Annotated in this window: 24 protein-coding genes and 1 tRNA gene; 6 read left to right on the top strand and 19 right to left on the bottom strand. The window is 68.8% G+C overall.

The genetic code is table 11. From position 1 onward, the window contains the following. Window positions 1–54: 54 nt before the first annotated feature. From ACFXGI_RS08160 to ACFXGI_RS08150, 3 genes are all read left to right on the top strand, one after another. Window positions 55–1,266, top strand: a complete 1,212-nt coding sequence (locus ACFXGI_RS08160; RefSeq protein ID WP_384704634.1) for a DNA polymerase III subunit delta' — start codon at window positions 55–57, stop codon at window positions 1,264–1,266. 170 nt (window positions 1,267–1,436) lie between these two features. Further along, on the top strand, window positions 1,437–3,002 hold the full coding sequence (locus ACFXGI_RS08155; RefSeq protein ID WP_384704633.1) for an alpha/beta hydrolase: 1,566 nt from the start codon (window positions 1,437–1,439) through the stop codon (window positions 3,000–3,002). A 136-nt stretch (window positions 3,003–3,138) separates the two neighbouring features. Then, a tRNA-Thr gene (locus ACFXGI_RS08150) sits at window positions 3,139–3,212 on the top strand. A gap of 48 nt (window positions 3,213–3,260) precedes the next feature. Here the strand turns inward: ACFXGI_RS08150 and ACFXGI_RS08145 are convergent. From ACFXGI_RS08145 to ACFXGI_RS08065, 17 genes are all read right to left on the bottom strand, one after another. Next, the gene (locus ACFXGI_RS08145) at window positions 3,261–4,646 is read right to left on the bottom strand and encodes a tyrosine-type recombinase/integrase (RefSeq protein ID WP_384704632.1); all 1,386 of its coding nucleotides are present in this window, start codon (window positions 4,644–4,646) and stop codon (window positions 3,261–3,263) included. A 71-nt stretch (window positions 4,647–4,717) separates the two neighbouring features. Continuing rightward, window positions 4,718–4,918: a helix-turn-helix domain-containing protein gene (locus tag ACFXGI_RS08140; RefSeq protein WP_384704631.1), complete on the bottom strand. Its 201-nt coding sequence runs from the start codon at window positions 4,916–4,918 to the stop codon at window positions 4,718–4,720. A 485-nt stretch (window positions 4,919–5,403) separates the two neighbouring features. Continuing rightward, window positions 5,404–6,867 carry an ATP-binding protein gene (locus ACFXGI_RS08135; RefSeq protein ID WP_384704630.1) on the bottom strand — a complete coding sequence of 488 codons (1,464 nt, stop codon included), beginning with the start codon at window positions 6,865–6,867 and terminating at the stop codon, window positions 5,404–5,406. 1 nt (window position 6,868) lies between these two features. Then, the gene (locus tag ACFXGI_RS08130; RefSeq protein ID WP_384704629.1) at window positions 6,869–7,714 is read right to left on the bottom strand and encodes a bifunctional DNA primase/polymerase; all 846 of its coding nucleotides are present in this window, start codon (window positions 7,712–7,714) and stop codon (window positions 6,869–6,871) included. Beyond that, window positions 7,711–8,403, bottom strand: coding sequence for an SAM-dependent methyltransferase (locus tag ACFXGI_RS08125; RefSeq protein ID WP_384704628.1), 693 nt, complete (start codon window positions 8,401–8,403; stop codon window positions 7,711–7,713). Before ACFXGI_RS08125 ends, ACFXGI_RS08130 begins: the two co-directional genes overlap by 4 nt. 98 nt (window positions 8,404–8,501) lie before the next feature. After that, a complete protein-coding gene (locus ACFXGI_RS08120; protein ID WP_384704627.1) occupies window positions 8,502–8,669 on the bottom strand; it encodes a hypothetical protein in 168 nt (55 codons plus the stop codon). 2 nt (window positions 8,670–8,671) lie between these two features. Beyond that, entirely contained in the window at window positions 8,672–9,115 is a 444-nt protein-coding gene (locus ACFXGI_RS08115; protein WP_384704626.1) for a hypothetical protein, read from the bottom strand. Continuing rightward, window positions 9,112–11,262: a hypothetical protein gene (locus ACFXGI_RS08110; RefSeq protein ID WP_384704625.1), complete on the bottom strand. Its 2,151-nt coding sequence runs from the start codon at window positions 11,260–11,262 to the stop codon at window positions 9,112–9,114. The genes ACFXGI_RS08115 and ACFXGI_RS08110 overlap by 4 nt, the downstream gene beginning before the upstream one ends. Window positions 11,263–11,272: 10 nt before the next feature. After that, on the bottom strand, window positions 11,273–11,665 hold the full coding sequence (locus ACFXGI_RS08105) for a hypothetical protein (RefSeq protein ID WP_384704624.1): 393 nt from the start codon (window positions 11,663–11,665) through the stop codon (window positions 11,273–11,275). Window positions 11,666–11,681: 16 nt separating this feature from the next. After that, on the bottom strand, window positions 11,682–12,656 hold the full coding sequence (locus tag ACFXGI_RS08100; RefSeq protein WP_384704623.1) for a hypothetical protein: 975 nt from the start codon (window positions 12,654–12,656) through the stop codon (window positions 11,682–11,684). A gap of 148 nt (window positions 12,657–12,804) precedes the next feature. Beyond that, window positions 12,805–13,020 (bottom strand): hypothetical protein, encoded by a 216-nt coding sequence (locus tag ACFXGI_RS08095; RefSeq protein ID WP_384704622.1) that lies wholly within the window; start codon window positions 13,018–13,020, stop codon window positions 12,805–12,807. Between the two features lies 1 nt (window position 13,021). Next, window positions 13,022–13,645, bottom strand: a complete 624-nt coding sequence (locus ACFXGI_RS08090) for a hypothetical protein (RefSeq protein WP_384704621.1) — start codon at window positions 13,643–13,645, stop codon at window positions 13,022–13,024. 28 nt (window positions 13,646–13,673) lie between these two features. Next, window positions 13,674–14,012: an RRQRL motif-containing zinc-binding protein gene (locus ACFXGI_RS08085; RefSeq protein ID WP_384704620.1), complete on the bottom strand. Its 339-nt coding sequence runs from the start codon at window positions 14,010–14,012 to the stop codon at window positions 13,674–13,676. Next, on the bottom strand, window positions 14,012–14,890 hold the full coding sequence (locus ACFXGI_RS08080; RefSeq protein ID WP_384704619.1) for a DUF2637 domain-containing protein: 879 nt from the start codon (window positions 14,888–14,890) through the stop codon (window positions 14,012–14,014). The genes ACFXGI_RS08085 and ACFXGI_RS08080 overlap by 1 nt, the downstream gene beginning before the upstream one ends. Then, entirely contained in the window at window positions 14,887–15,159 is a 273-nt protein-coding gene (locus ACFXGI_RS08075; protein WP_376195315.1) for a DUF6303 family protein, read from the bottom strand. Before ACFXGI_RS08075 ends, ACFXGI_RS08080 begins: the two co-directional genes overlap by 4 nt. After that, window positions 15,156–15,422 (bottom strand): DUF6284 family protein, encoded by a 267-nt coding sequence (locus ACFXGI_RS08070; RefSeq protein WP_384704618.1) that lies wholly within the window; start codon window positions 15,420–15,422, stop codon window positions 15,156–15,158. The genes ACFXGI_RS08075 and ACFXGI_RS08070 overlap by 4 nt, the downstream gene beginning before the upstream one ends. Window positions 15,423–15,507: 85 nt before the next feature. Then, window positions 15,508–15,678: a hypothetical protein gene (locus ACFXGI_RS08065; RefSeq protein ID WP_384704617.1), complete on the bottom strand. Its 171-nt coding sequence runs from the start codon at window positions 15,676–15,678 to the stop codon at window positions 15,508–15,510. A gap of 394 nt (window positions 15,679–16,072) precedes the next feature. On the opposite strand from ACFXGI_RS08065, the gene ACFXGI_RS08060 reads away from it, so the two are divergent. After that, a complete protein-coding gene (locus ACFXGI_RS08060) occupies window positions 16,073–16,861 on the top strand; it encodes a GntR family transcriptional regulator (protein ID WP_384704616.1) in 789 nt (262 codons plus the stop codon). Next, window positions 16,858–17,529 (top strand): YdcF family protein, encoded by a 672-nt coding sequence (locus ACFXGI_RS08055; protein WP_384704615.1) that lies wholly within the window; start codon window positions 16,858–16,860, stop codon window positions 17,527–17,529. Before ACFXGI_RS08060 ends, ACFXGI_RS08055 begins: the two co-directional genes overlap by 4 nt. A gap of 320 nt (window positions 17,530–17,849) precedes the next feature. On the opposite strand, the gene ACFXGI_RS08050 is transcribed toward ACFXGI_RS08055, so the two are convergent. Then, window positions 17,850–18,590, bottom strand: coding sequence for an NAD(P)/FAD-dependent oxidoreductase (locus ACFXGI_RS08050; RefSeq protein WP_384704614.1), 741 nt, complete (start codon window positions 18,588–18,590; stop codon window positions 17,850–17,852). Next, window positions 18,487–19,524 carry an NAD(P)/FAD-dependent oxidoreductase gene (locus ACFXGI_RS08045; protein WP_384704613.1) on the bottom strand — a complete coding sequence of 346 codons (1,038 nt, stop codon included), beginning with the start codon at window positions 19,522–19,524 and terminating at the stop codon, window positions 18,487–18,489. The genes ACFXGI_RS08050 and ACFXGI_RS08045 overlap by 104 nt, the downstream gene beginning before the upstream one ends. An 836-nt stretch (window positions 19,525–20,360) precedes the next feature. Between ACFXGI_RS08045 and ACFXGI_RS08040 the strand changes: the two genes are divergently transcribed. Further along, complete coding sequence (locus tag ACFXGI_RS08040) at window positions 20,361–21,575, top strand: serine hydrolase domain-containing protein (protein WP_384704612.1); 1,215 nt, start codon at window positions 20,361–20,363, stop codon at window positions 21,573–21,575. Window positions 21,576–21,578: the final 3 nt, after the last annotated feature.

Genomic DNA, 21,578 nt, shown 5'->3' with positions numbered 1-21,578 from the left:
ACGAGCGGTACGGACGGCCAAGGCGACGACGGCCGGTGAAAGGCGGTGGGCGGGATGCCCGTATGGGACGACCTGGTGGGACAGGAGCGGGTGCAGGCGCAGCTGGCCGCCGCCGCCCGTGACGCCGACGCCCTGGTCACCGCCGTCGGGGCCGGGACTGCGCCGCCCGCCGCGTCCAAGATGACCCACGCCTGGCTGTTCACCGGCCCGCCCGGCTCCGGGCGGGCCACCGCCGCCCGCGCCTTCGCGGCTGCGCTCCAGTGCACCAGCCCCGACCGCGCCCTCGGGGGCGAGCCGGGCTGCGGCTTCTGCGACGGCTGCCACACCACCCTGGTCGGCACGCACGCCGATGTGGAGATCGTCCGTACGGATCTGCTCTCCATCGGTGTGAAGGAGACCCGCGACCTGGTCCGCCGGGCGCAGCTCTCCCCGGCGGTGGGCCGCTGGCAGGTCATCGTCCTGGAGGACGCCGACCGGCTGACCGAGGGAGCGGGCAATGTGCTCCTCAAGGCCGTGGAGGAGCCCGCTCCGCGGACCGTGTGGCTGCTGTGCGCGCCCTCCCTGGAGGACGTGCTGCCCACCATCCGCTCCCGCTGCCGCCACCTGACCCTGCGGACCCCGCCGGTCGCGGCCGTCGCCGACGTGCTGGTCCGGCGCGACGGCATCGAGCCCGCCGTCGCCGCGGCCGCCGCGCGCGCGACGCAGGGGCACATCGGCCGGGCCCGCCGGCTCGCCACCGACGAGTCCGCCCGGACCCGCCGGGCCGCCGTCCTGAAGCTCCCGCTCCGCATCGACGACGTGGGCGGCTGCCTCAAGGCCGCCCAGGAGCTGGTCGACGCCGCCGCCGAGGATGCCAAGCAGGTCGCGGAGGAGGTCGACGTGAAGGAGACCGAGGACCTGCGGGTCGCGCTCGGCGCCGGGGCGGGCACGGGCGGCCGGATGCCGCGCGGCACGGCGGGCGTGATGAAGGAGCTCGAGGACCGGCAGAAGCGCCGCCGTACCCGTACCCAGCGCGACACCCTCGACCTGGCGTTGAGCGACCTCACCGGCTTCTACCGGGACGTGCTGGCCCTCCAGCTCGGCTCCTCGCTGGCGATCGCGAACGAGGAGCTGCGGGCCGACCTCGACCGGATCGCCCGAGCGTCCGGACCGGAGCGCACCCTGCGCCGGATCGAGGCGATCATCGCCTGCCGCACGGCCCTGGACCGCAACGTGGCCCCGCTCCTCGCGGTCGAGGCGATGACGATGTCCCTGCGCGCGGGCTGACCGGCCCTCGCCGGCGCCCGCGTTGACCGCTTCACCCGTATGAGCGATCCGGCGAGGTCGGGCCGCGCGGTGCGGGCTCCGGGCGGGCCTGCGGCGGGCCCCGGGCGGCGGGCGGCCGGTCGGCGTGCGCTCGCCCGGCCGGTGCGCCCGGCAGGCCGTAGGCTCCGAGAATGGACACCAGTCGCCTGCTGCGTACCACCGGAACCGTGATCGCAGCCGCCGGGCTGCTGCTCTCCGGGTGCACCTCGACCGGTTCGGGGGGCCTGCAGGCGGCAGCCTCCTCGTCCGGGGGCGCCGCGCAGGCGGCTCCGCCCGTGGTCCCGGCGGCGCTGCGCCCGTACTACGAGCAGAAGCTGAAGTGGCGTGACTGCGGTGTCCCCGGGTTCCAGTGCGCCACGATGAAGGCCCCGCTGGACTACGCGCACCCCCAATCCGGGCAGGACGTGGACATCGCCGTGGCCCGCCGCCCGGCCACCGGCCCGGGCAAGCGGCTGGGCTCGCTCGTGGTCAACCCGGGCGGACCGGGCGGCTCCGGCATCGGGTACCTCCAGGCGTACGCGGGCATCGGCTACCCGGCATCCGTCCGCGCCCAGTACGACATGGTCTCCTTCGACCCGCGCGGGGTGGACCGCAGCAGTCCGGTGGAGTGCCTGACCGGGCCGCAGATGGACAAGTTCACGCAGGTGGACCAGACGCCGGACAACGCCGCGGAGCGGGCCGAGCTGGTGACCGCCTTCAAGGAGTTCGCCGACGGCTGCAAGGCCCGTTCGCAGCGGGTCCTGCCGCACGTCTCCACCGTCGAGGCGGCCCGCGACATGGACATGCTGCGCTCGGCGCTGGGCGACGAGAAGCTGACGTACGTCGGAGCCTCGTACGGCACCCTCCTCGGGGCGACGTACGCGGACCTCTTCCCCGGCCGGGTCGGCCGTCTGGTCCTGGACGGCGCGATGGATCCCTCCCGTCCTGCCCTCGAAATGAACCGGGACCAGACCGGGGGCTTCGAGACCGCGCTGCGCTCCTTCGCCAAGGACTGCGCGAAGCAGTCCGACTGCCCGCTCGGCAAGGGCGGCCCGGAGGCGGTGGCGCAGCGGCTGCAGGAGTTCTTCCGCAAGGTCGACGCCCAGCCCGTGCCCAGCGGCGACCCGGCCCGCCCGCTGGGCGAGTCCCTCGCCACGACCGGGGTGATCGCGGCGCTCTACGACGAGAGCGCGTGGCCGCAGCTGCGCGAGGCGCTGACGGCGGCGATGAACGGCGACGGGTCCGGGCTGCTCGGCCTCGCCGACAGCTACTACGAGCGCGAGCCGGACGGGAAGTACGCGAACCTGATGTTCGCGAACGCCGCGGTGAACTGCCTCGACCAGCCGCCCGCCTTTGCAGGCCCGGAGGCGGTGGACGCGGCCCTGCCCTCCTTCGAGAAGGCTTCCCCGGTGTTCGGGGCGGGCCTCGCCTGGGCCTCGCTGAACTGCACGTACTGGCCGGTCAAGGCCACAGGCGGGGCCCGCTCCCTGACCGCGAAGGGCGCCCCGCCGATCGTGGTGGTGGGCACGGTCCGCGACCCGGCGACCCCGTACAAGTGGGCCCAGGCACTCGCGCAGCAGCTCGACTCGGGAGTCCTGCTCACGTACGACGGCGACGGCCACACGGCGTACGGCCGCGGCAGCTCCTGCATCGACACGGCGATCAACGCGTACCTCCTGCAGGGGACCGCGCCCAAGGACGGCAAGAAGTGCACGTGACGCCCGGATCCACCCTGTATGTGACACATGCCCCACCCCGCACAATGCGGTTCAGGGCACCCCGTTCGAGCCTGTAGACTTGGCGCCGCTGCTGATGAGAGCTCCTCTTCGAGGGAACACTTGTCTAACCAGCGGTGCCGCCTTAGCTCAGCTGGCCAGAGCAACGCACTCGTAATGCGTAGGTCTCGGGTTCGAATCCCGAAGGCGGCTCTGTAGAAGCCCCAGGACTCACTCGCCGTGACCTGGGGCTTTTGCTATTCACCGGATCTTGCGTCGCCGACGTGCACGGGCCGCCCGGGTGCTCTCGGTCTCAGTTCTGGTCTCAGACACCGGATTGGGGCCAGGCATGAACGCCTCGCCCATCCGGCGCATCGCCTCCCGCGAGAGCTCCGATCGCCCCTTCACGTACCGCCGCGTCTGGCTGATCTGCGTGTGACGAAGAATCTCCATGATGGTCGGCATGTCCACCCCCAACTCGTTGAGGATCGTTCCGGCCGTGTGACGGCTCCCGTCGTGCTGCCGCCGGTCGCTGATGCCCGATTCCTCGAGTAGCTCCTTGAACTCCTCCCAGTCGGCCCGAGGGTCGAGCGGCCGGCCGTCGGCCCGGGTGAACACCGCGCCGCACTCCTCCCACAGCTCTCCGGCGGCCTGTCGCTGCTCGTCCTGCTTCGCCTTGTGCTCCAGGAGGTAGGGCAGGAAGGGCGGGGGGATCGGTACGGGCTGCTGGCTCTTCTTCGTTTTGGGCCGCGTGAAGGCCAGGCCGCCCCCCTTCCGCTCGGGGCAGGTGCTGGCGTGCCGGCGGCAGGTTTTTGTGCAGGGCTGTGGACAGCCGCGCTTGTAGCCCTTGTGCGTCGAGCAGTCGGGCGGGCACGGATCAAACCGGTGGAGCCGTTCGCCGCAGGCGTGCGCGTTCTTGCAGCCGTGCTTCCAAGTGAGGCGCTGGAGCTGCCAGGCGGGGTGGAACAGCCCCTGCTCCAGGTCGACGTACGGCCACCGCAGCCCCAGGGCCTCCCCCTGTCGGAAGCCCATGCCGACGCCGATGGCCCACCGCATGAAGGTGGGCCGCTTCGCTGCGGCGGCGAGGAACGCCTTGGACTCGCCCCGAGAGAACGGGTTCGCCTCGGTCTCGTCCACAGACGGCGGGTCGACCAGGGTGGCGACGTTCTCGTTGACGATCCGGCGGCGGTGGGCGATCTTCAGGGCCCGGGAGAGGATGCGGTGGACCTTGACCACGTGCGACGGGGCGTGCCCCTCGTCCAGCATGGCCGCGTACATGACCTCAAGATGCTCGGGGGCGAGCTTGTCGAGGCGGTGCTTCCCGACGCCGGGGATGATGTCGTTGCGGGTCTTCGACCAGTAGTCGTCCAGGGACCGCGGCTTGAGCTTCAGGCTCGCGATGGTGGTCAGGTACGTGTCCATCCACTCCGCGACGGTTGGCTTCCGCCCGGCCTTCGTGGCCCGGCCCTCGTCGCGCAGCTTCTCCAGTTCGCGGACCTTCTTGGTGACCGCGGTCTCGGTCTTGCCACGGCGGTGTCGGCGGTCGGGGCCTCCGTCGGGCTTCACGCCCATCGTGACGCGGCCGTGCCACCATCCGTCGCTGCCCAGGTAGATGGACGATTCCATGTTCGGCTTGCGGGTGTTCATGTACTTCTGTACTCCTCCATGCTGAAGGCGGCCCTGGGGTGTCCCCAGGGCCGCCTTTGGCTGCGTTGAGATCAGACGGACTGCGGCGGGAGCTGGGCGACGAACGCGTCGATGTCGGCCCGCTTGATGCGGCGGGCCCGGCCGAGCTTGGTGAAGGGCAGCTCTCCGGAAGCCATCAGCTCGTAGACGGTGGAGCGGCCGAGCCTGAGGAGCGCAGCGGCATCCTTCACGGTGCAGAGGACGGGGGAGGGGGACTGGGCGGCGGTGGTCATCGAAGTGCCTCCACGGCGATGGGCGGGGTCACTACGGCCGTATGCGGCCGGAGGGGCTGGGCGGTCCGCGTGTGTCCGAGGCTGGGATTTCTGCGTCACCGCGTCATCAGCGTCATTCGGGGCGCTGACCTGCGGGAATCGGTGACGCAGGGCTTTGGGGGCTGTGTCACCGGTGACGGAGCCGTCCGTCATGGGGTGACGCAGGTGACACAGGATGACGCAGGATTTGGAGCTCTGCGTCACCCTTGTCGGTGCAGGTCAGGGTGGGTTTTTGGTGCCTCGGTGACGTAGGTGACGCAGCGTCCTTCTACTTAGGAAAAAGAGAGGGGCTGTGTCTGTTGTTGTGTGCGCGTTAGAGCGAAGAAGGAGCCGCGTAGCGGCGCGCCCTTTGGGCGGCGGCGCGGCCGCCGAAGTGCAAGAGGAGCACCGGGCGCCGCCGGGGGGTGCTCCTCTTGCTTGTGCGGGCGCCCCGGTGCGGCGCGCGGCTAGGAGAGCTGCTGTTGCTCGTCGTGCGGGGGCTCGGGGCGGGTCATTTCGATGTAGCGGGCGGCTTTGGTGCGGCCCCAGTCGACGAGGACGCCGCGGGCGGCGAGGACGGGCTGGAGGCGCTTGAGGCGGTCGGAGAGGACTTTGCCGGTGGTGGGCCAGCCCTTGGGCAGGGGCCGGAAGTCCTCGCCGGTGTAGAGCTGGGTGAGGGCGTGCAGCCACTCGGCGGACGTCATCCGGACCGCGTTGCCGGCGGCGTGCTTGAGGACGGTCTGGGCGAGGAGGTCGCCCTCGATGACGTCGTCGTTGAGGTCGTCCAGGCTGGCCCGGTAGGAGTCGAGTGCGCCGAGGCTGCGGGCGGCGTCGAGCTGTGCGCACAGGTGGGCGAAGTCGGCCATGCGCAGGTCGGTGGGGATGTCGGCTTGGGCTGCGCGGACGCTGACGGCGAGGTCGAGGACGGAGCCGAGGATCACGGGCAGCGACTCGGCGAACTCTGTCCACAGCTCCTCTTCGGTGCGCCGGACCCTTGGGCGTTCGAGGCGCAGGGGCAGGAGGCGTTCGGCGAGGTCGGGTCGGATGACGCCGACGTCGATGCCGGTGAGGAGGAGGGGGCGGCGGTAGCGGGAGCGGACGACGTCGCCGTCGGTGAACAGGGCGCGTTTGATGTTCTCTGCGCCGGTGACGATGCAGCACATGAGGTCAGAGAGGTCCGGGCCGAGGTGGGAGAGGTTGTCCAGGCCGGTGATCCATCCGGCGGCGACGGCGGTGATCAGGTTTTCCTCGTCTTTGGGCGGGCGGCGCAGGTCTCCGCTCATGCCTTCGATGATCCGCACGAGCATCTTTCCGGCGGTGGACTTGCCAGCGCCCTGGGGGCCGGTGAGGAAGGGGGCGGGGACGGGAGCGTCGGGGCCGAGGCATCCGATGAGCCAGGCCAGGGCCAGGCCCTCGCTCTGGGCGCTGGAGAAGTTGACCAGGCGCATGAGCAGGTCGATGCCCTTGCCGTCGGTGTCCTTGGCGGGGAGGGGGAGTTCGCCGGTGAGCTGGGTGCGCCGCCAGCAGACCTCGCGGGGGTCGGGGACGCGGATGTCCCAGCCGGTGGGGTGGATACGGACGGACTGGCCGTCGTCGCGGCCCAGGTCGAGCCAGGTCGCCCCGTCGAAGCCGGGGGCGACGCGGATGTGCACGGGCTGTACGTCCTGGCTGAGGGCGAGTGCTTCGATCAAGTCGAGTGCCTCCTTCATCGCGGTTCCGTTGAAGACGCCGCGGCCGTCGTTGAACAGGCCGACCATGAGTTCCTGGCGGTGGCTTCCGGTGGTGCCCTGGGAGCGGATCGGGCGGGCGACGGGGTGGCCGTTGCGCTGGGCGTAGACGGTGCCGTCGACGGTGCGGAAGTAGCGGAAGTGGGCCTGCGCGTATTCGGTGATGACCTCGCGGGCCGCCGGGTTCTTCTCGTCCTCGGGCATGTCACATCCCCAGAGCGGCAGCAGCGTTGGACCAGGCCGTCGTGCAGTGACGGACCGACTCGCCCTTGGCCTGCGCGGCGGTGAACAGGCGGCCGATGTGGGCTTCGGTGAGGCAGCCGCACCGGCCGTGCGCGGACAGCACCGCCAGGAACGTCCGGTACGCCGTGGCGTGCACCCCGCTGGCCGCGGCGGTGATCCGCTGCTCCGCCATTGCGATCCCCCGCTCCAAGTACACCGGCGACCGGTGCGGGCATTTCCCGCCCCCGGCCAGCCGCGGCACGGTGACGGTGCCTCCGGCCGGGCGTGCGACGGCCGGGGTCTTGTCGGCCAGTGCGCGGACGGTGTCCGGGAGGGGCTGCATCGTGCCGGTGCCGACGCCGCGCCACCGGGCGTAGGACGCGGTGGACTTCAGGTCGATGCCGTCCCGCACGCCGTTCACGGAGCGCATGGTGCCCAGGTAGATCCAGTGCTCCCCACGGGTGGTCGCCACCGTCCGGGTGGCGGGCAGGTTCTCACGGGCCCAGGCCACCGCGTCCGCGTGGTCGAGGTCCACGACGGTCAGCCCGGCGCCGCCGGGGTGGTAGCCCACCGCGGCAGCCTGCCGCCACGCACCAGCCCATGGAGCAGACGAGAGGACGCCGGGGCTGGTGGTGGCTGCGGCCCAGGCATGGCAGGGGCGGGGACAGGTGCAGGGGCCGGGGGTCTGCATGTTCGGCCGACCGCCGCACGATGTGTCACGGCAGGAGGCGCAGTTGCCCATGGGCCCCTTCCCGGCCCGCAGCGGCAGCACGGGCACGCCGGTCCCGGCGAGCCACAGAGCCGTGCGCAGGTGCGCGGTGGCGCTCATGCAGCCACCGCCCCGGTAGCCAGGTGGGTGAGGGCTTGGGCGCCGATGTGCTGGGCGTAGGCCGGGGGGATGCATTCGCGGATGCCGTCGCGGGTCATCCAGGCGACGTCCATCACGCGGCGGGCGTGGGGGACGCCGGAGAAGTTGCCGACGAACTGCCCGAACCAGCCTTCGGGGATGGGGCGGCCCATCTTGGCCTGCGGCGCCGTGTGGGCGGGGTGCGGGGGCGGGGTGAGGGTGAAGCCGCCGCCGGTCTCGAAGTACCGGTGCCGGTAGGTCCGCAGGCCGAACATGGCCCCGCAGAGCATCACCGGCTCCCGCAGCTTGTGGGCGGCCCCGCGGACGTTCTCCATCACCCACGGGCGCCCAGTCGCGTTCAACGCCTCGCGGGTCGGGCCGATCAGGTCGGGGTGGGTGTTGCCCTGGATGCGCTGGCAGTCGGTGTCGTGCTGGCAGGGCGGGGAGGCGTGGATGAAGTCGAAAGCGGAGCCGAAGGTGCGGATGAAGTCGATGGCGTCGCCCTGGTGGAAGGCGAGCGGGTAGCGGGGCTGGGCGTCCTTGTCGACGCCGGTCACCTCGAACCCGGCCTGGTGGTAGCCCATGCCGGCGCCGCCCTGGCAGCAGAACGCATCCAGGAGTAACGGCCGGTGGGCGGTGGGGTCTCGCCGGATGTGGGTGGGTTGGGTCATGCTGGAGACCTCCGAAGGTCTGTTGCACGGACTGGGAGATGAGGGCGGCCCGGACTTTGGCGAGACGGAGCCGCCCTCGTCGTGTCTGCTCGGGGCGCTCAGCTGCGGATCTGGCTGCGCACGTCGGCGACGAGGCGGAGGATTTCGTGCGCCATGTCGGTGATCGTCTGGAGCTTCTCTTCCACGTCCGCAGGTCCGGTGAAGGAGAACGCGCGGTCGTTGTCCGGTTTGGGGTCGGTGAACGAGAACGACACAGGTGGCTCCAAGCTCAGATGTTCGAGTGGTGGGCGCGCTGGATGGCGGCCTCCCACACGCTGCGGACCTGTGCTCCGGTGTGGGCGTCGTTCCAGGCCGGGATCGCCTCCCAGTGCTGGCCGTGTTGGCGGCGGGCTTCGTCCAGGAGGAGCTTCCCGGCGTCCCGGTATGCGGCGTTGCGGTTGCCGGCGGCTGCGCGCAGGGCGCCGATGGAGCAGCGGGCGCCCTCGGGGTGGATCAGCCGGTACTTGGCCCAGCCGTGGGTGTCGAGGAAGGCGAGGGCGTCGCTGAGCGTCTTCTCCACGGCGCCGGGCCGGTGCACGGGCAGGGCGGCGGCGAGGATGACGGAAACCGGTGCGGGAGCGACGGGTTCCGGGGTGGGGTCGAGGAGCTGGAATGCCTTCGCGTACAGGTTCTGGTCGATCGAGGTGAAGTGGGTCTGGGTGCGGGTGGTCATGCTGCCCTCCAGAGGCCGTGTTCGTTGGTGATCTCGTCTCGCTTCTTCAGCTCGGACAGGCGCGGCTTGATGTTCTTGGCGGACGTGCCGAGCTTTCGGGCGATGGTCTCGGCGGTCATGGGGATGGATTCCTCCCGGAGGAGTTCGAGGATTCGCGGCTTGATCAGCTCCTGTCCGTCCGAAGGGGCGGCGGGCTCGGTCTGGGCCCGCTGCTGTTGAAGGGGCGGGCCCTGCTGGGCCTTGGTGAGGACGTCGGTGAGGCTGCCGATCAGGTTCTTGCCGCGCTGGTCGACCATCGGGGTCTGCGTGATCGCCTCTCGGTGGCGCCAGGCCTGGCAGTCCTCGATGGCGACGGGGGTCGTGTCTGCGGCGAGGGCGATGGGCGGGACGTCCAGGTGCAGGGAGCGGAACTGGACGGCCTGTGATCCGGGGGTGAGGAGGTAGCCGAGGCCGAACGTGCCGTCCTCCGGATTGGCGGCGGCTTCGGTGTCCAGGCCGCTCATGTCCCGGTCAGCGACCTTGGCGTACTGGCCCGGCCACTGCGGGGGGATCCTCGACAGGTCGATGCCCTCGGCACCCTCGACCGCGTTCGCCCCGACCAGGGAGCCCTGGCCCTTGGCGCAGCGCAGGAACACCGCGCCGCCGCCGATCAGGAGCTGGGAGCGGATGATTGAGGAGTTGCCGAGGTCTTCGGCGAGCGGGGTCTGGGTGGCCAGGACCACGCCGATCCCCCGCTTGAGCGCCCGGCGGGTGAGCTGCTCGACAATCGCCTTGGCCTCCGCGTGGTACTGGGAGGAGACTGACAGCAGCATGTGCGCTTCGTCGATGACGATCAGGATCAGCGGGTCGGTGAAGGGGAAGGCCGGGGAGCGGTAGCGGGCCTCGCGGTCGAGCATCAGCGCGTAGGCCAGCCGCAGAGCGCCCATCGCCTCATCCAGGCCGTCGCCGCAGTACGCGGCCAGGCCTGCTCCGGCGATGGTGCCGGCCTGCGGGGAGGAGAGGATCACCGCGATCCGCGACTTGTGCGCGGACAGAAGAACCTGCTCCAGCACCCCGGACTTCCCGGAGCGGGAGCCGCCCACGAGGTACAGGTGGCGGGCGCCGGAACCCGGCTGGGCCAGGGGAACCAGAGCAGCGCGGGCGTCGATGTAGGTGCCCAGGCGGACGTATCCGCGCGAGTCCATGGCCAGCTCGTCCACGACCGCAGAGAGCATCGTGCCGTGCATCAGCGCGTGCTCCTTCATCACGCGCACCCCCATCTGCGAGGGCATGTCGGCGGGACTCAGAGCGATCTGGATCGCCGACAGGTGGAGGTTGCCTGCCAGGTCCTGGATGTTGACGGCCCCGATCGCCTTCCGGTCGCGGGTGGCGATCCCCTCCCAGTCCAGGGGCCCGTCGTAACGGGTCAGGGCCAGGGTGGTGCCGGGCATCGCACCTTCGGGTACACCCACGTACGCGGCCCACAGCTGCTCCGGCGTCGTCGGGACTCCGACTGCCGCGATCTGCTGCTGCGGCGCCTTCTTGAGGTGCACGGTGACCGGTAGTGCGTTCGGGGCGTAGTGCTTGGGGTCGCCCATCTCGACCTGGGAGACAGGGATCTGGTAGACGGAGGCGATGTCCGCGGCCTTCACCCGGACCTGCTGGCCCTGGGGCAGCGTGATGATCCCGGTGAACGACACGTGGTCGTCCCCCGCCTCGATGGCGAGGTGCGCGAGCTGGGCCCCGGGCTGGATCAGCTTGCGGCCCTCGGTCTGGGTGGGGCCGGAGATGAACTCCTTCCACCACGCTGTGATGAGCTGCGCTTGCGAGCTCTGCCCTGCCGCGGGCGTGACCGTGGCAGGAAGCGCGGAAAGCTCGCCGGTGTTGCGGTGGTGGGCGAGGGCGGCCGCGCCGGCCGGGACAGCGAGCCCGAGGGCGAACAGCGGGTTCATCCCGCTCGCGAGGACCTGGTGAGCGGCGATGCCGCACCCGGTGGCCGTGATCCCGCAGGCGATCAGGGAGCGCAGGGCGGGGACGGAGGCGTCGATGGCCCACGCCCCCGCTCCGGCCGCCGCGGCGGCGAGGGCGGACCAGGGGCCGGCCGTGGCGGATGCCACGGCGAGAGCGGCGGGCGCGTACTGGATGAACCGTGCTCGGGTCGGCCCCATGGCCCGCTCCTTACTGCTGGGCGTAGAAAGCGGCTTCGGCCATCTCGACCGGGGAGGTGTCCACTGCGTCGGCAATGCCGCCGTGGTCGGACTCGGTGGTGGTCTTGGCGTCGTCGGCGGCTGCGGCCGCGCTGTCGGCGGCGGAGGTGTAGGCGCCGGCTGCGTCCTTGGCGCCGGTCATGGTCAGCGCGGCGTCCGCGAACTCGGCGGTTGTGGCGTCGTCCACGGCCAGCGCCTTCATCGTTTCGGCGGCGTCCTGCATCTGCTCGGCCGTCTCGTCGACGTCAGAGGCGAGCTTGGTGACCGTGTCGGCGTGGGCGTGGACCTGGTGGGTGAGCCAGGCGAGCTTGACGCGCAGGGCCGCGTAGGTCGCGGCGTCCTTGAGGGATTCGGTGGCAGACATGCTGGCCTCTCCTCGGCTATCGGGCGTTGTAGAAGTCGCGTTCGGCGGGCTTGGTCAGCGGGGAGTCCGCGACGGCCCGGAAGATGCCGCCGTGGCGGACCTCGGCGTTCGCCGACGCGGTGCGGCAGGCTTCCTCGCCGCCCTGGATCTGGTCGTGCAACTTCTTGGCGGCGGCGGCCTGGAGCTCGAGCTGCTCCTTGAGGTGCTCGCACTTGCCGATGAGGTTCGCGCCGACGTCCTTCTCCGTGATCTCGGCGATGAGCACGTCGCAGTCCGCGGCGAGCTGGGCGGACTCGTCCACGAGCTCCAGGCACTTCTCCGAGCTGGACTGGCACAGAGTCGCCGCGCCTTCGGCGAGGTCGATGACCTGGGTGAGGGTGATGACCTCTCCGCCGCTGTAGGTGCGGCTCTTCCCATTGGCGGTGGTGACGTGGATGCCCTTGTCGTCGACGGTCGCGCTGTGGGGAACGGGCGGGTTGGGCTGCATCGCAGGGTCCTTCCTGATCTGGTCGGGGAGCGTGACGGTGCGGGGCTGCGGGATCGTGCCGGGCGGCGGGATCGTCGGCCCCGACGGAGGCGCGGCGGTGGGCGGAGTGGGCGGCGGTGTCGGGGGCGTGGTCGGCTTCGGCGGCGGGACCGTGGGGGGTGTGGTCGGCTTGGGCGGCACGGTGGTCCCCGCGGTGGGTGCGGAGGGCCCTGGCGGCGGCTGGGCGGAAGGTGAACCGGAAGGCTTGGTGCCCGGCTTCTTCAGGTAGGCGGAACGCCACCCATCCCGGAGGCCACCGGCCCAATGCGCACCCGCCAGGAGTCCGTAATGGGTTTTCGCGGAGACGTTGTAGGCGGCGTTTCGGAAGGTGTCCGGTGCCCTGGTCGGCGACCATTTGGCTTTCGTTGTCGGTGGGGGCTTCTTGATTCCCGCCTTCTCGTATTTGCCGTGGGTGTTGTCGACGCCGACGAGGTAGGTGATGGCGAGGAGAACGAGGAGTTCCACGACCCTCCTTCAGTGACACTCTGTAGTTGGAGGCGGTTACCGGTTACCGGTTACAGGCCCTGCGGACGCCGGTTCGGGCCCCCTGGGCGGTTAGAACCGGGCGTCTGTGGGCTGTAACCGGTAACCGGTAACCAGTGCGGGAGATCGCCTAGCGTGACGTTCCGATGTTGCTGACCGTGGTGTTCGCCGTGTTGAAGACCGATTCGAGGGTGCTGCGGATCTCGGTGCTGAACGGCGTGTACGGCAGGAAGATCCCGGAGACGATCAGCATCAGGCAGATCGCCATCTGCTTTCCCTTGGTCTTCTTGAAGGTGAAGAACAGGGCCCACACGAACAGGGCCAGGGCGAAGAACTGGAGCGTCATTTCACGCACCCTTCTCGAAGGTGAATCCCTTGTCGTTCGCGGGGGTTACCGCACCGGAACCGGAGGGTGCGGAGAGCTTCTTGTAGGCGATGAGTCCGCCGCCGCCGACGAGCGCCACCCACAGCCAGGGGCCGGAGGTGATGGAGTCGCCGGACCCGGTGGCCTCTTCCTTGGCCTTGGGGGCCGTACCGCCGCCGAGCGTCGGGGCGGCGCAGGCGGGGATCTTCGAGACCTCCCAGGAGGCGGCCTTGGCGACGGCCGCCGCCCGGACCTTCATGCACTCCAGGTAGACGGCCATCTCCCGCTCGTACAGGGTCTTGGCCGCGGCTTCCTCGGTCTGCGCCCGCTGCTTGTCGGCCTCTGCCTCGACCAGGGTGTTCGCGGCGTTCTCCTTGGCCCGGGCACGGTCCTGGACGGCCTGCTCGCCCTGCATGCTGGTGACGGCCACGACCGTGCCGCACACCGCGAGGACAGCGATCGTGCCGCACACGGCGAGCGCGGCAGTGTTGCGGCGGACCCCGCCGAGCTTGCCGATCTTGGCGGAGAACTTGGACGACGTGCTGGGCTTCTCAGGGGCTTCGGTGTTCAGGCGGGTGAACTCCTCGTCCCAGTCGATTCCGGACATGGTGGTTCCTCCTTTCGGGGCGGAGCAGTCAGGCGACGCACTGTCCGTGGCAGTCGTGGCAGGCGTTGCACATGCCGCGGGAGGTGGGGATCACGTACGGGAGGTGGTCCCGGCAGACCGGGCACCGGCGCCGGGCGGCATCGGCCAGGGCGAGAGCCGCCCACCGGCCTGGGGTCATCGGCCGCACCGGCACGGCAAGTTCGATCCGGTACAGGTAGGCGACCAGTGGGCCGTGCCGGCGGCGGGGACGCTCGAGCTGGGCGACGACGTCCTGACCGCCGGGGCGCAGGCCGAGGGCGCGGAGCTGTCGGCGGGTGGCGAGTCCGTCGGGGGCGAGGCGCCACCGGTAGACGGGGAGGCTGGTCATCAGCCGGTGTTGGCCGGGACGGCGGTCAGGTGGGGCCGGTCGTCGTCCTGGCGGGCGGCGAGGATCTGCTTGCGGCCCCAGGACTCGCTCATGCCGAACGCCTCGCCCAGGGCACGGGCGGAGAGGGGGCGTGCGGCCTGTGCGGATTCGGTGTACGCACGGCGTGCGTCCTGCCGCATTCGATCCAGCTCCGCCTCCTCGAACACGTCCTCGGACACTGCGTGCGCGTCGGTGGGTGCGGGGTGTGCAGGGACGGCGTGCGGGGTGTGCGGATCGTCTGCCCGCACACCGTCCGCATGGGTGGTGAGCTGCGGCAACGCCTCCCGCACCGGCAGGTGCGCCGTCTGCGGGACCGGGATCGGCTCCCGGTCGATGTCGGCCGTTTCGAGGGTGTGCGGATGCCGTGCGGACGAATCCGCACGCTCCCCGTGCGGTGCGGGTTCCGGCGGTTCGGGGCGGTGGTGGAGGACTTTGGCGACGAGGTCGGAGCCGAAGTAGATGGACCCGACCGGCAGGCTGGTGGCGAGCAGGACGAGCGCATAGTTCGCCGGATCCCACGCGGCCAGCCGCATCCAGTCCACCGTGTGGTCGTGGAGTGCGGGAACGAGTCCGTGTACGTAGTTCAGGACCAGCGAGGCGGCCGTGTACGCGCCGAGGACGTTGAGGGCGAACTTGCGGGCCTGGTCGGTGAGGACGAGGGCCGCGACCAGGGCCAGGGCCATCAGGCCGTCCACGACGAACGGGTAGAGCGTCGCGGCCGTGGTGTCCGCGCCGATGGCGCGGGCCACATCCCGCAGCGCGTTCCAGGACACCCGGAAAGCCATGCCGACCACGGCCACCAGGGCCAGCACCAGGAGAACCCTCGGGTCGCGCTTCATGAGGAGTCCCCGATCGGGCAGACGTCGAACGCGGCGAGGAGGGCGACGTCGCCCGCGTCGCCGTTGTCCATCTCCAGCCACTCCCACCTGGCCTCGTCGGCCGCCTCGTAGCCCAGGCGGGCCATCGCGGCAGTCCGCTCGTCGAGCGTCGGGATCGGCTGGATGCGGTGGAACTTGTATGTCGGCCAGCCCTGGCAAAGGCCGTCGGTGACTACGTAGAGCTCCCACTCCCCGAAGGGAGAGTTAGTCAGACGGGCGGAGTGCGTCATGCCGCGTCCCCCGACTCCGTACGACTGGCGCGGTTGGCCAGGTCCCGCCGGGCGTCCAGCACCCGGTTGCGGGCCCGGCGGATCCGGCGGGCGTCGAACTCGGACGACGTCCGGTCGAGCTGGGCGATCAGCGCGTCCAGCAGCTCGACCTCGGCCAGGACCAGCGGCATCTCGGTCTCGATCGCGTCCAGCTCCGCGTCCGACGGCTCCAAGCCGTCCGACCACGGGGTAACGAGGTTCTGAAGTGCGGCGATGTGCTTCATGAGTCGTGTTCTCCCTAGCAGGTGGACGGCTCGAAGCGGCCCCGGTGTTCGAGCACCGGGGCCGCACGCCGTTGAGGCGGGAAGGTCAGGCCGGGCGCGGGTAGTGGCTGACGCTCGGCCTGGTGTGGAACGGCTGGTCCGCGCAGTCCTGGGTCCAGCTCTGGTGGGTCCAGCAGGTCTTACGGTCGTCGCCGTGCATGCCGGCGTCCTCCAGCTCGTTGTCCCGCTGGATCGCCGCGGCGAGCTTCTTGTCCATCTCGAACCCCTTCCGGGGCCGGAACCTCCGGCTCCCCTCGACCCCGTCCGTCCGGCGAAAGGGCGTCGGACGGGCGGAGGAGGCAACCGGCCGCAGCCCGGTCAGGCGGCGGAGTGGTTGGGTGGCGCTGATCCGTACGCGAGGACGGAACCCGCGCACGCCGCCCGCTCAGAGGGGGACGGATACCTCGTCCACTGTTCAGTTCTCAATGACCAACCGCTTCCTTGGAGCCGTCTCACGAGCTCTCCGGGCGCCGAGAGCAGCCCAAAGAAGGCCTCTCTCTGGTCCGCTGTCCTAGGACTGCGGACTTCTGTGGATGACTATGGACCCGCAGTCCCAGGACTGTCAACAGTCCTGGGACTGTGCTTGACTGGACTCATCGAGAGGAGTTCGCGTGGCACCCAAGTGGCGAGAGCTGGCTGACAAGCTGGCCGAACAGATCGGGCGGGGCGACTACGCTCCTGGCCAGCAGCTACCGCACATCCGGGACCTGGTGGATGCGGGTGAGGGTTCGAAGTCCACGGTCCACGCGGCGTACAAAGCACTCGAAGCCGAGGGCCTGGTGATCTCCTCACGGGGACACGGAACGGTAGTGCGGCAGCAGACCCCGCTGAAGCGCCTTGGTATCGCCCGGTACGACAAGGCGAAGTGGCGGGACGGCGACGAGGTGGCGTTCATCGCCGACCGCGTCGCGTCGGGCCGCGCGTACAAGCGCGGTGAGCAGACGCAGAGCGTCAGCCGCGTGCCGGCGCCGCCGCTGGTGGCAGCGGCGCACGGACTTCCGGAGGGGGCCGAGGTGTACGCGAGGGCCAGGCTCGTGAAGGAAGGCGACCAACCGACGCACACCCTGACCAGCTACTACCGGCCCGAGCACGTCGAGGGAACCCGCATCGTGGATCCGACCCCCGGTCCTGCCGGCCGGGGTGGCGGATTCCGAGTCCTCTACGACGCGGGTTACGAGATCGACCACATGCGTGAGGAGCTGTTTGCCAGGGCTGCAACGTCCGAGGAGGCGGCCCTCCTTCAGCTGGCGCCTGGTGAATGGGTCGTGGAACTGCATCGGACGACGTATACGGCGGACGGCACCGTCGTCGAGTTCGCCGTCGGCCTGCACGCGGCTACCCGCTTCGCCTGGGCCTACGACTTCCAGGTCCCCGACTCGGCACGGGAGGCAACACCGTGATCTCTGCGCACAACTGGGCCGCTGCTGAGCGGCTTTGGGACTTCCAACAGATGCACCACGAGCTGCGGCCTTGCTCGGTGGCCATCGGGCTCGGAAGTCACGACCTGGGCGTCGCTGAATTCACAGTTGACCTCTACGAGCGCGGCATGATGCCGCTGATCGTCTTCACCGGCGCCACGAGCCGGACGACCCGCCAGCGGATGCCCCGCGGGGAGGCGGAGCACTACCGCGAGCGCGCGGTGGAACTGGGCGTACCCGCGTCTGCCATCCTCGTGGAGCCGCAGGCTCGCAACACGGGCGAGAACATCGTTTTGTCGCGGTCGCTGCTCGAAGACCGGGGCGTCCAAGTCGAGTCGGTGCTGTTGGTTACCAAGCCGTACGAGGAGCGGCGGGCTTACGCGACAGCCCGCAAGCTGTGGCCGGAAGTGAAGTTGGTCAGCGCATCGGCACCGATGACGCTCGCGGAGTATGTGGATTCGATACAGGACCCCCGGCTGGTCTTCGACATGCTCGTAGGCGCGCAGCAGCGGTTGCTAATCTACCCAGGGCAGGGCTTCTTGATCCAGCAGGACGTTCCGCCCGCTGTTTTGGCGGCGTACGAGCGCCTCCGCTCCCAAGGCTTCACCAGTCGCCTCGTAGCCGAACAACGGTCGACTCCGCGGCGGTAGTCCGACTGTAGCAATGAAGTTCGCTGGGTGCCTGACGGCGAGAAACGGCACCGTTTCCCGTGTCTCAGAGTTCCCTTCACCAGGCGGCCAGCCCTGCTTGCCGCACCCGACCTGGCCGGTTGAGCTGCCGCTCCTGTCTCCGCCCCGCTCTAGGCCGATACCGTGCCGGGCGCACCGCAAGAAGCCGCCTGACGTGAGTAAGAGTGCGTCGTGGCTGGGGCGTCGGTTCCGTAGCTCCGGTGCCGGGATCGCTCTCGCCAAAGTAGGTCCAGCCCGAAGCTGTTGCATCGACCTTCCTCTTCCGGGGATGCCTGAATTCTCTAAGGGCTTGTGAGGGCAAGGACATGAAATCTCGTATACGCCAGGCTCTTCTTGTCGATAAGAATTCTGGGATTATTGGAAGCGTATCTCTCCATGGACGCCACTGCCGCAGCTCCTTGCCCAACAGCCTGCCCTACGCGCCTCAAAGAGTTCACCCGTACATCGCCGGCAGCGAACACGCCATTCAGGCTTGTCTCGAACGGTAGTTTTGTCCCATGCGGTCTCAAGTACACGTCAGTCTTGATGTAGTGCTTCCTCGTCTGAGCCACCCTCTCGCTGTGTGGGCCGGCTCTGTGCCCCACCCACGCAGTGTCAGGGTCCCCACCAATTAGCACATAGGCCGATGTCGTTTTTATCTGTCTACGGCTAGATGCCTTATCGCCGCCTGTCTTCCTCACCATAACGGCTTCCAGTTGTTGCTCGCCAATGAACTCGGCGACCTCATAGCCGAAATAGTCGGTATTTATCTTGCGATTCTTCCTCACGGAATCCTGCAGGGCTTGAGACATTGCATCAAATCCCTCTCGGGCCACAATGATCACCCTGCTGCTTCTCTCTGCGAATTGCAGCGCGGCCTGACCTGCCGAATCGCCGCCCCCGATGATTACGACGGTCTTGCCTTTTTCGCGCTGCTGGTCACAAGGGAGAGCGGAGTAGTATACGCCTCGGTTGGGAATGCGCTCTTTTCCTTTGGCTAGTTTCAGGGTGTGGGGCTTTGACCCGCACGCAAGAAGTATCATCCCGGCGGATATATCTCTTATTTTCGCCACTTGTGGCATCCAGGGCCTGGATGAGGTATCGACCGTGAGCGGCCTTCTTGATAGCTTGCGCCTCCAGTGTGGGGAGAAAGTCGACCAGTTCAAGATTCGCTATCTGCTCAAGTGCGAGTTGAGCGAGTGCGGGTCCCGAAACTCCCTGGGGGAATCCTAGGTAATTATCTATAGGATTGATCGAAGTCGTGGCGGTGCCCCCGGGTATTTTGCTCTCTATTACCAGAGTGCTGAAGCCCACGTTAACGCTCGCGTTCAAGGCGGCGGACAAACCGGCAGGACCAGCACCTACGATGACCAGATCGTAAGGGTGATTTGGCCGGCGTTTCACAACCCCAACTAGCTTCAATGCCCTGAAGATCTCTCCAGGGTGAGGATCGATAAGTTCCTCTTTGGATCCGTCAATTTTCACACTGATATGCTGCGTATCTGCTTGTACCCATTTGTACGGGGTCAAGGACCGATCGAGTGTGGCGAGCACTTCGTCCGCTTTCTGCGTCCCCTCGGGTCCGGTCACGACGACGAGGGGGTGTGGCGGACGAGACCTGGAGCGCAGCCTGTTCAGATCTGTACGAAGCTGCGCGCGTTTGCCGGACATGACATAAACTTCAGCGTCCATGCCTGTATTCGACACCGCGAGGATCGCACTTGCCGCGGCAGGGTAACGGTCGTTGATTCCGCGCAGGAGATTTTCTCCAGTGTCGTCCACAAGTGTTTGATCCGTGATAGCGGCAGCCAAATAGTGTCCATGTTCTGCCATCGTGCCGATCGTGGCGTAAGCGTCATACTTGCTCGCGACAGGGACAACTTCCAGTCTTGACCGCTCCTCTATATCCTTGGCGAGCTGGCGGCGCACCCAGGGATCTGAATGTGCGAGCAACAAGACTGGGGTATCGTCAGTCATACTAACCATCTCCCAGGCTCTGAGCAGAAGTCACGCTCTCAGACCATCAGGAATCGACGGTTTTCGGTTCAATGGTTTGGTGGAGCTTGGCCGGACAGGCCACCTACATTTATCGTCACGCTACAGCTGCCATCATGCACGCTGATCTTGGCAGGTGAGCCTGCTTCCTGCGGGCGTCCTCAGGCCTTCGGCCTCCTTCCCCGTTCGGCGCCTCGGCAATAACCTTGAGCGCCCGCAGCCGCGGCAAGGCAATCTTCTGCTCTCGCAGCGACTCTAGAGTCTCGCTGCCCTGCCCGCAGGGATGAATGGGCCTCTCCATCCCGATGCGGGCTTCGAGATGGAGAGAGGTTCTGCCAGTCTCATGCTGGCCGCGATGACTCCTTGTAGGCCTGTCCTTCATGCATTACACGGCGCGACCGGGTCTCAGTTCTGGGCTCGTTCGGGGCTGCGTCCGGCGTCGTGTGCGAGCGTCCTTGGGCGTCTGCTACGTGCTCCGAGCAGGGGAGTTGAGTCCGTCGGGGACGTCTGTGGAGGCTAGTGGACAGTGATCGGACAACTCGTAATGCGTAGGTCTCGGGTTCGAATCCCGAAGGCGGCTCTGTGGAAGCCCCAGGACTCACTCGCCGTGACCTGGGGCTTTTGCTATGTCCCCACAGGTCGGGGCAAGGACCTGATGCGTGGCCCGCCGTTCTGCGTGCCCATCGCGTGCCCATCGCGTCTACGTCGTGCCATCGGCCGGTGCTTCCGCGTGGGGTGGTCGGGGCCCGGTCGCTGGGGGGTGGGGGTGGGGCTACTTTGGGAAGGCTGGACCTGGGCTACGCGTGGTAGGAGGCGGCATGTCTACACGGGTGCGTAGAGCGGCGGTGGGGGTGGTCGCCGTGGGGCTGGTGGTGGTGCCGCTCGGGGTGGGGTACGCGTTGGAATCCCCGCCGGCGGCGGGCATCGTCCAGGCTTCGGCCCCGGTTGCGGCCGATGAGGAGTTCCCGCAGCTCACGCCCGCCGTGGCACGGCAGTTGGACGATGCCGTCCTGAAGGTGATGAGCCAGGCGAAGATACCCGGGGTGATGGTCTCCCTCTCGGCCCCCGGCAAGGGCTCGTACGTGCGGGCCTTCGGGGTCGCCGACAAGGCCACCGGCCGGCCGATCCGTACGGACATGTACATGCGCATCGGCAGCGAGACCAAGACCTTCACCGTGACCGCCCTGCTCCAGCTGGTCGACCAGGGCAAGGTCGGACTGGACGACCCCATCGGCAAGTACGTGTCCGGGGTGCCCAACGGGGACCGGATCACGCTGCGCGAGCTCGCCGGGATGCGGAGCGGGCTGTTCAACTACTCCGAGGACGAGGGCTTCTTCAAGGCCCTGACGAGCAATCCCCGACGGCCGTTCACCCCGCAGGAGTTGCTCGCGTACTCCTTCAAGCACCCGGTGCTGTTCGAGCCCAACGCCAAGTTCTACTACTGCAACACCAACCTGATCCTGCTGGGGCTGGTGGTGGAGAAGCAGAGCGGGCAGAGGCTGAACGACTACATCAACCAGAAGGTCGTCGCCCCCGCCGGGCTGCACCACACGCTGTTCCCCGTCGGCGCGGAGTTCCCCACCCCGCACTCCCAGGGCTACACCGACCAGACCGCCACCGGCAAGACCGAGAACTCGGCCGACTGGAATCCCTCCTGGGGCTGGGCCGCCGGAGCCATGATCTCCGACCTCGGCGACCTGAAGACCTGGGCGAAGGTCGTGGCCACGGGCACGCTGCTGAAGCCCGCCACCCAGGCGGAGCGGCTGAAGGTGGTCCAGGCGCTGCCGGGCACCGGTTACGGCCTGGGCATCTTCAACGTCCAGGGCTGGATCGGCCACAACGGCTCCCTGCCCGGCTACCAGTCGCTGACCGTCTACCTGCCGCAGTCGAAGGCCACGCTGGTGGTGCTGCTGAACACGGACATCTCCTACGAGGGTTCCGAGCCCAGCACCCTGTTCGGCGAGGCGATCACCAAGGTCGTCACCCCGGACCACGTCTTCACGCTGCCCGCCCAGTCCGTTACCGCACACTGAGGG

The sequence above is a fragment of the Streptomyces sp. NPDC059355 genome, assembly GCF_042752335.1.
Lineage (GTDB): Bacteria > Actinomycetota > Actinomycetes > Streptomycetales > Streptomycetaceae > Streptomyces.
This window is presented reverse-complemented; position numbering and strand designations above follow the sequence as displayed.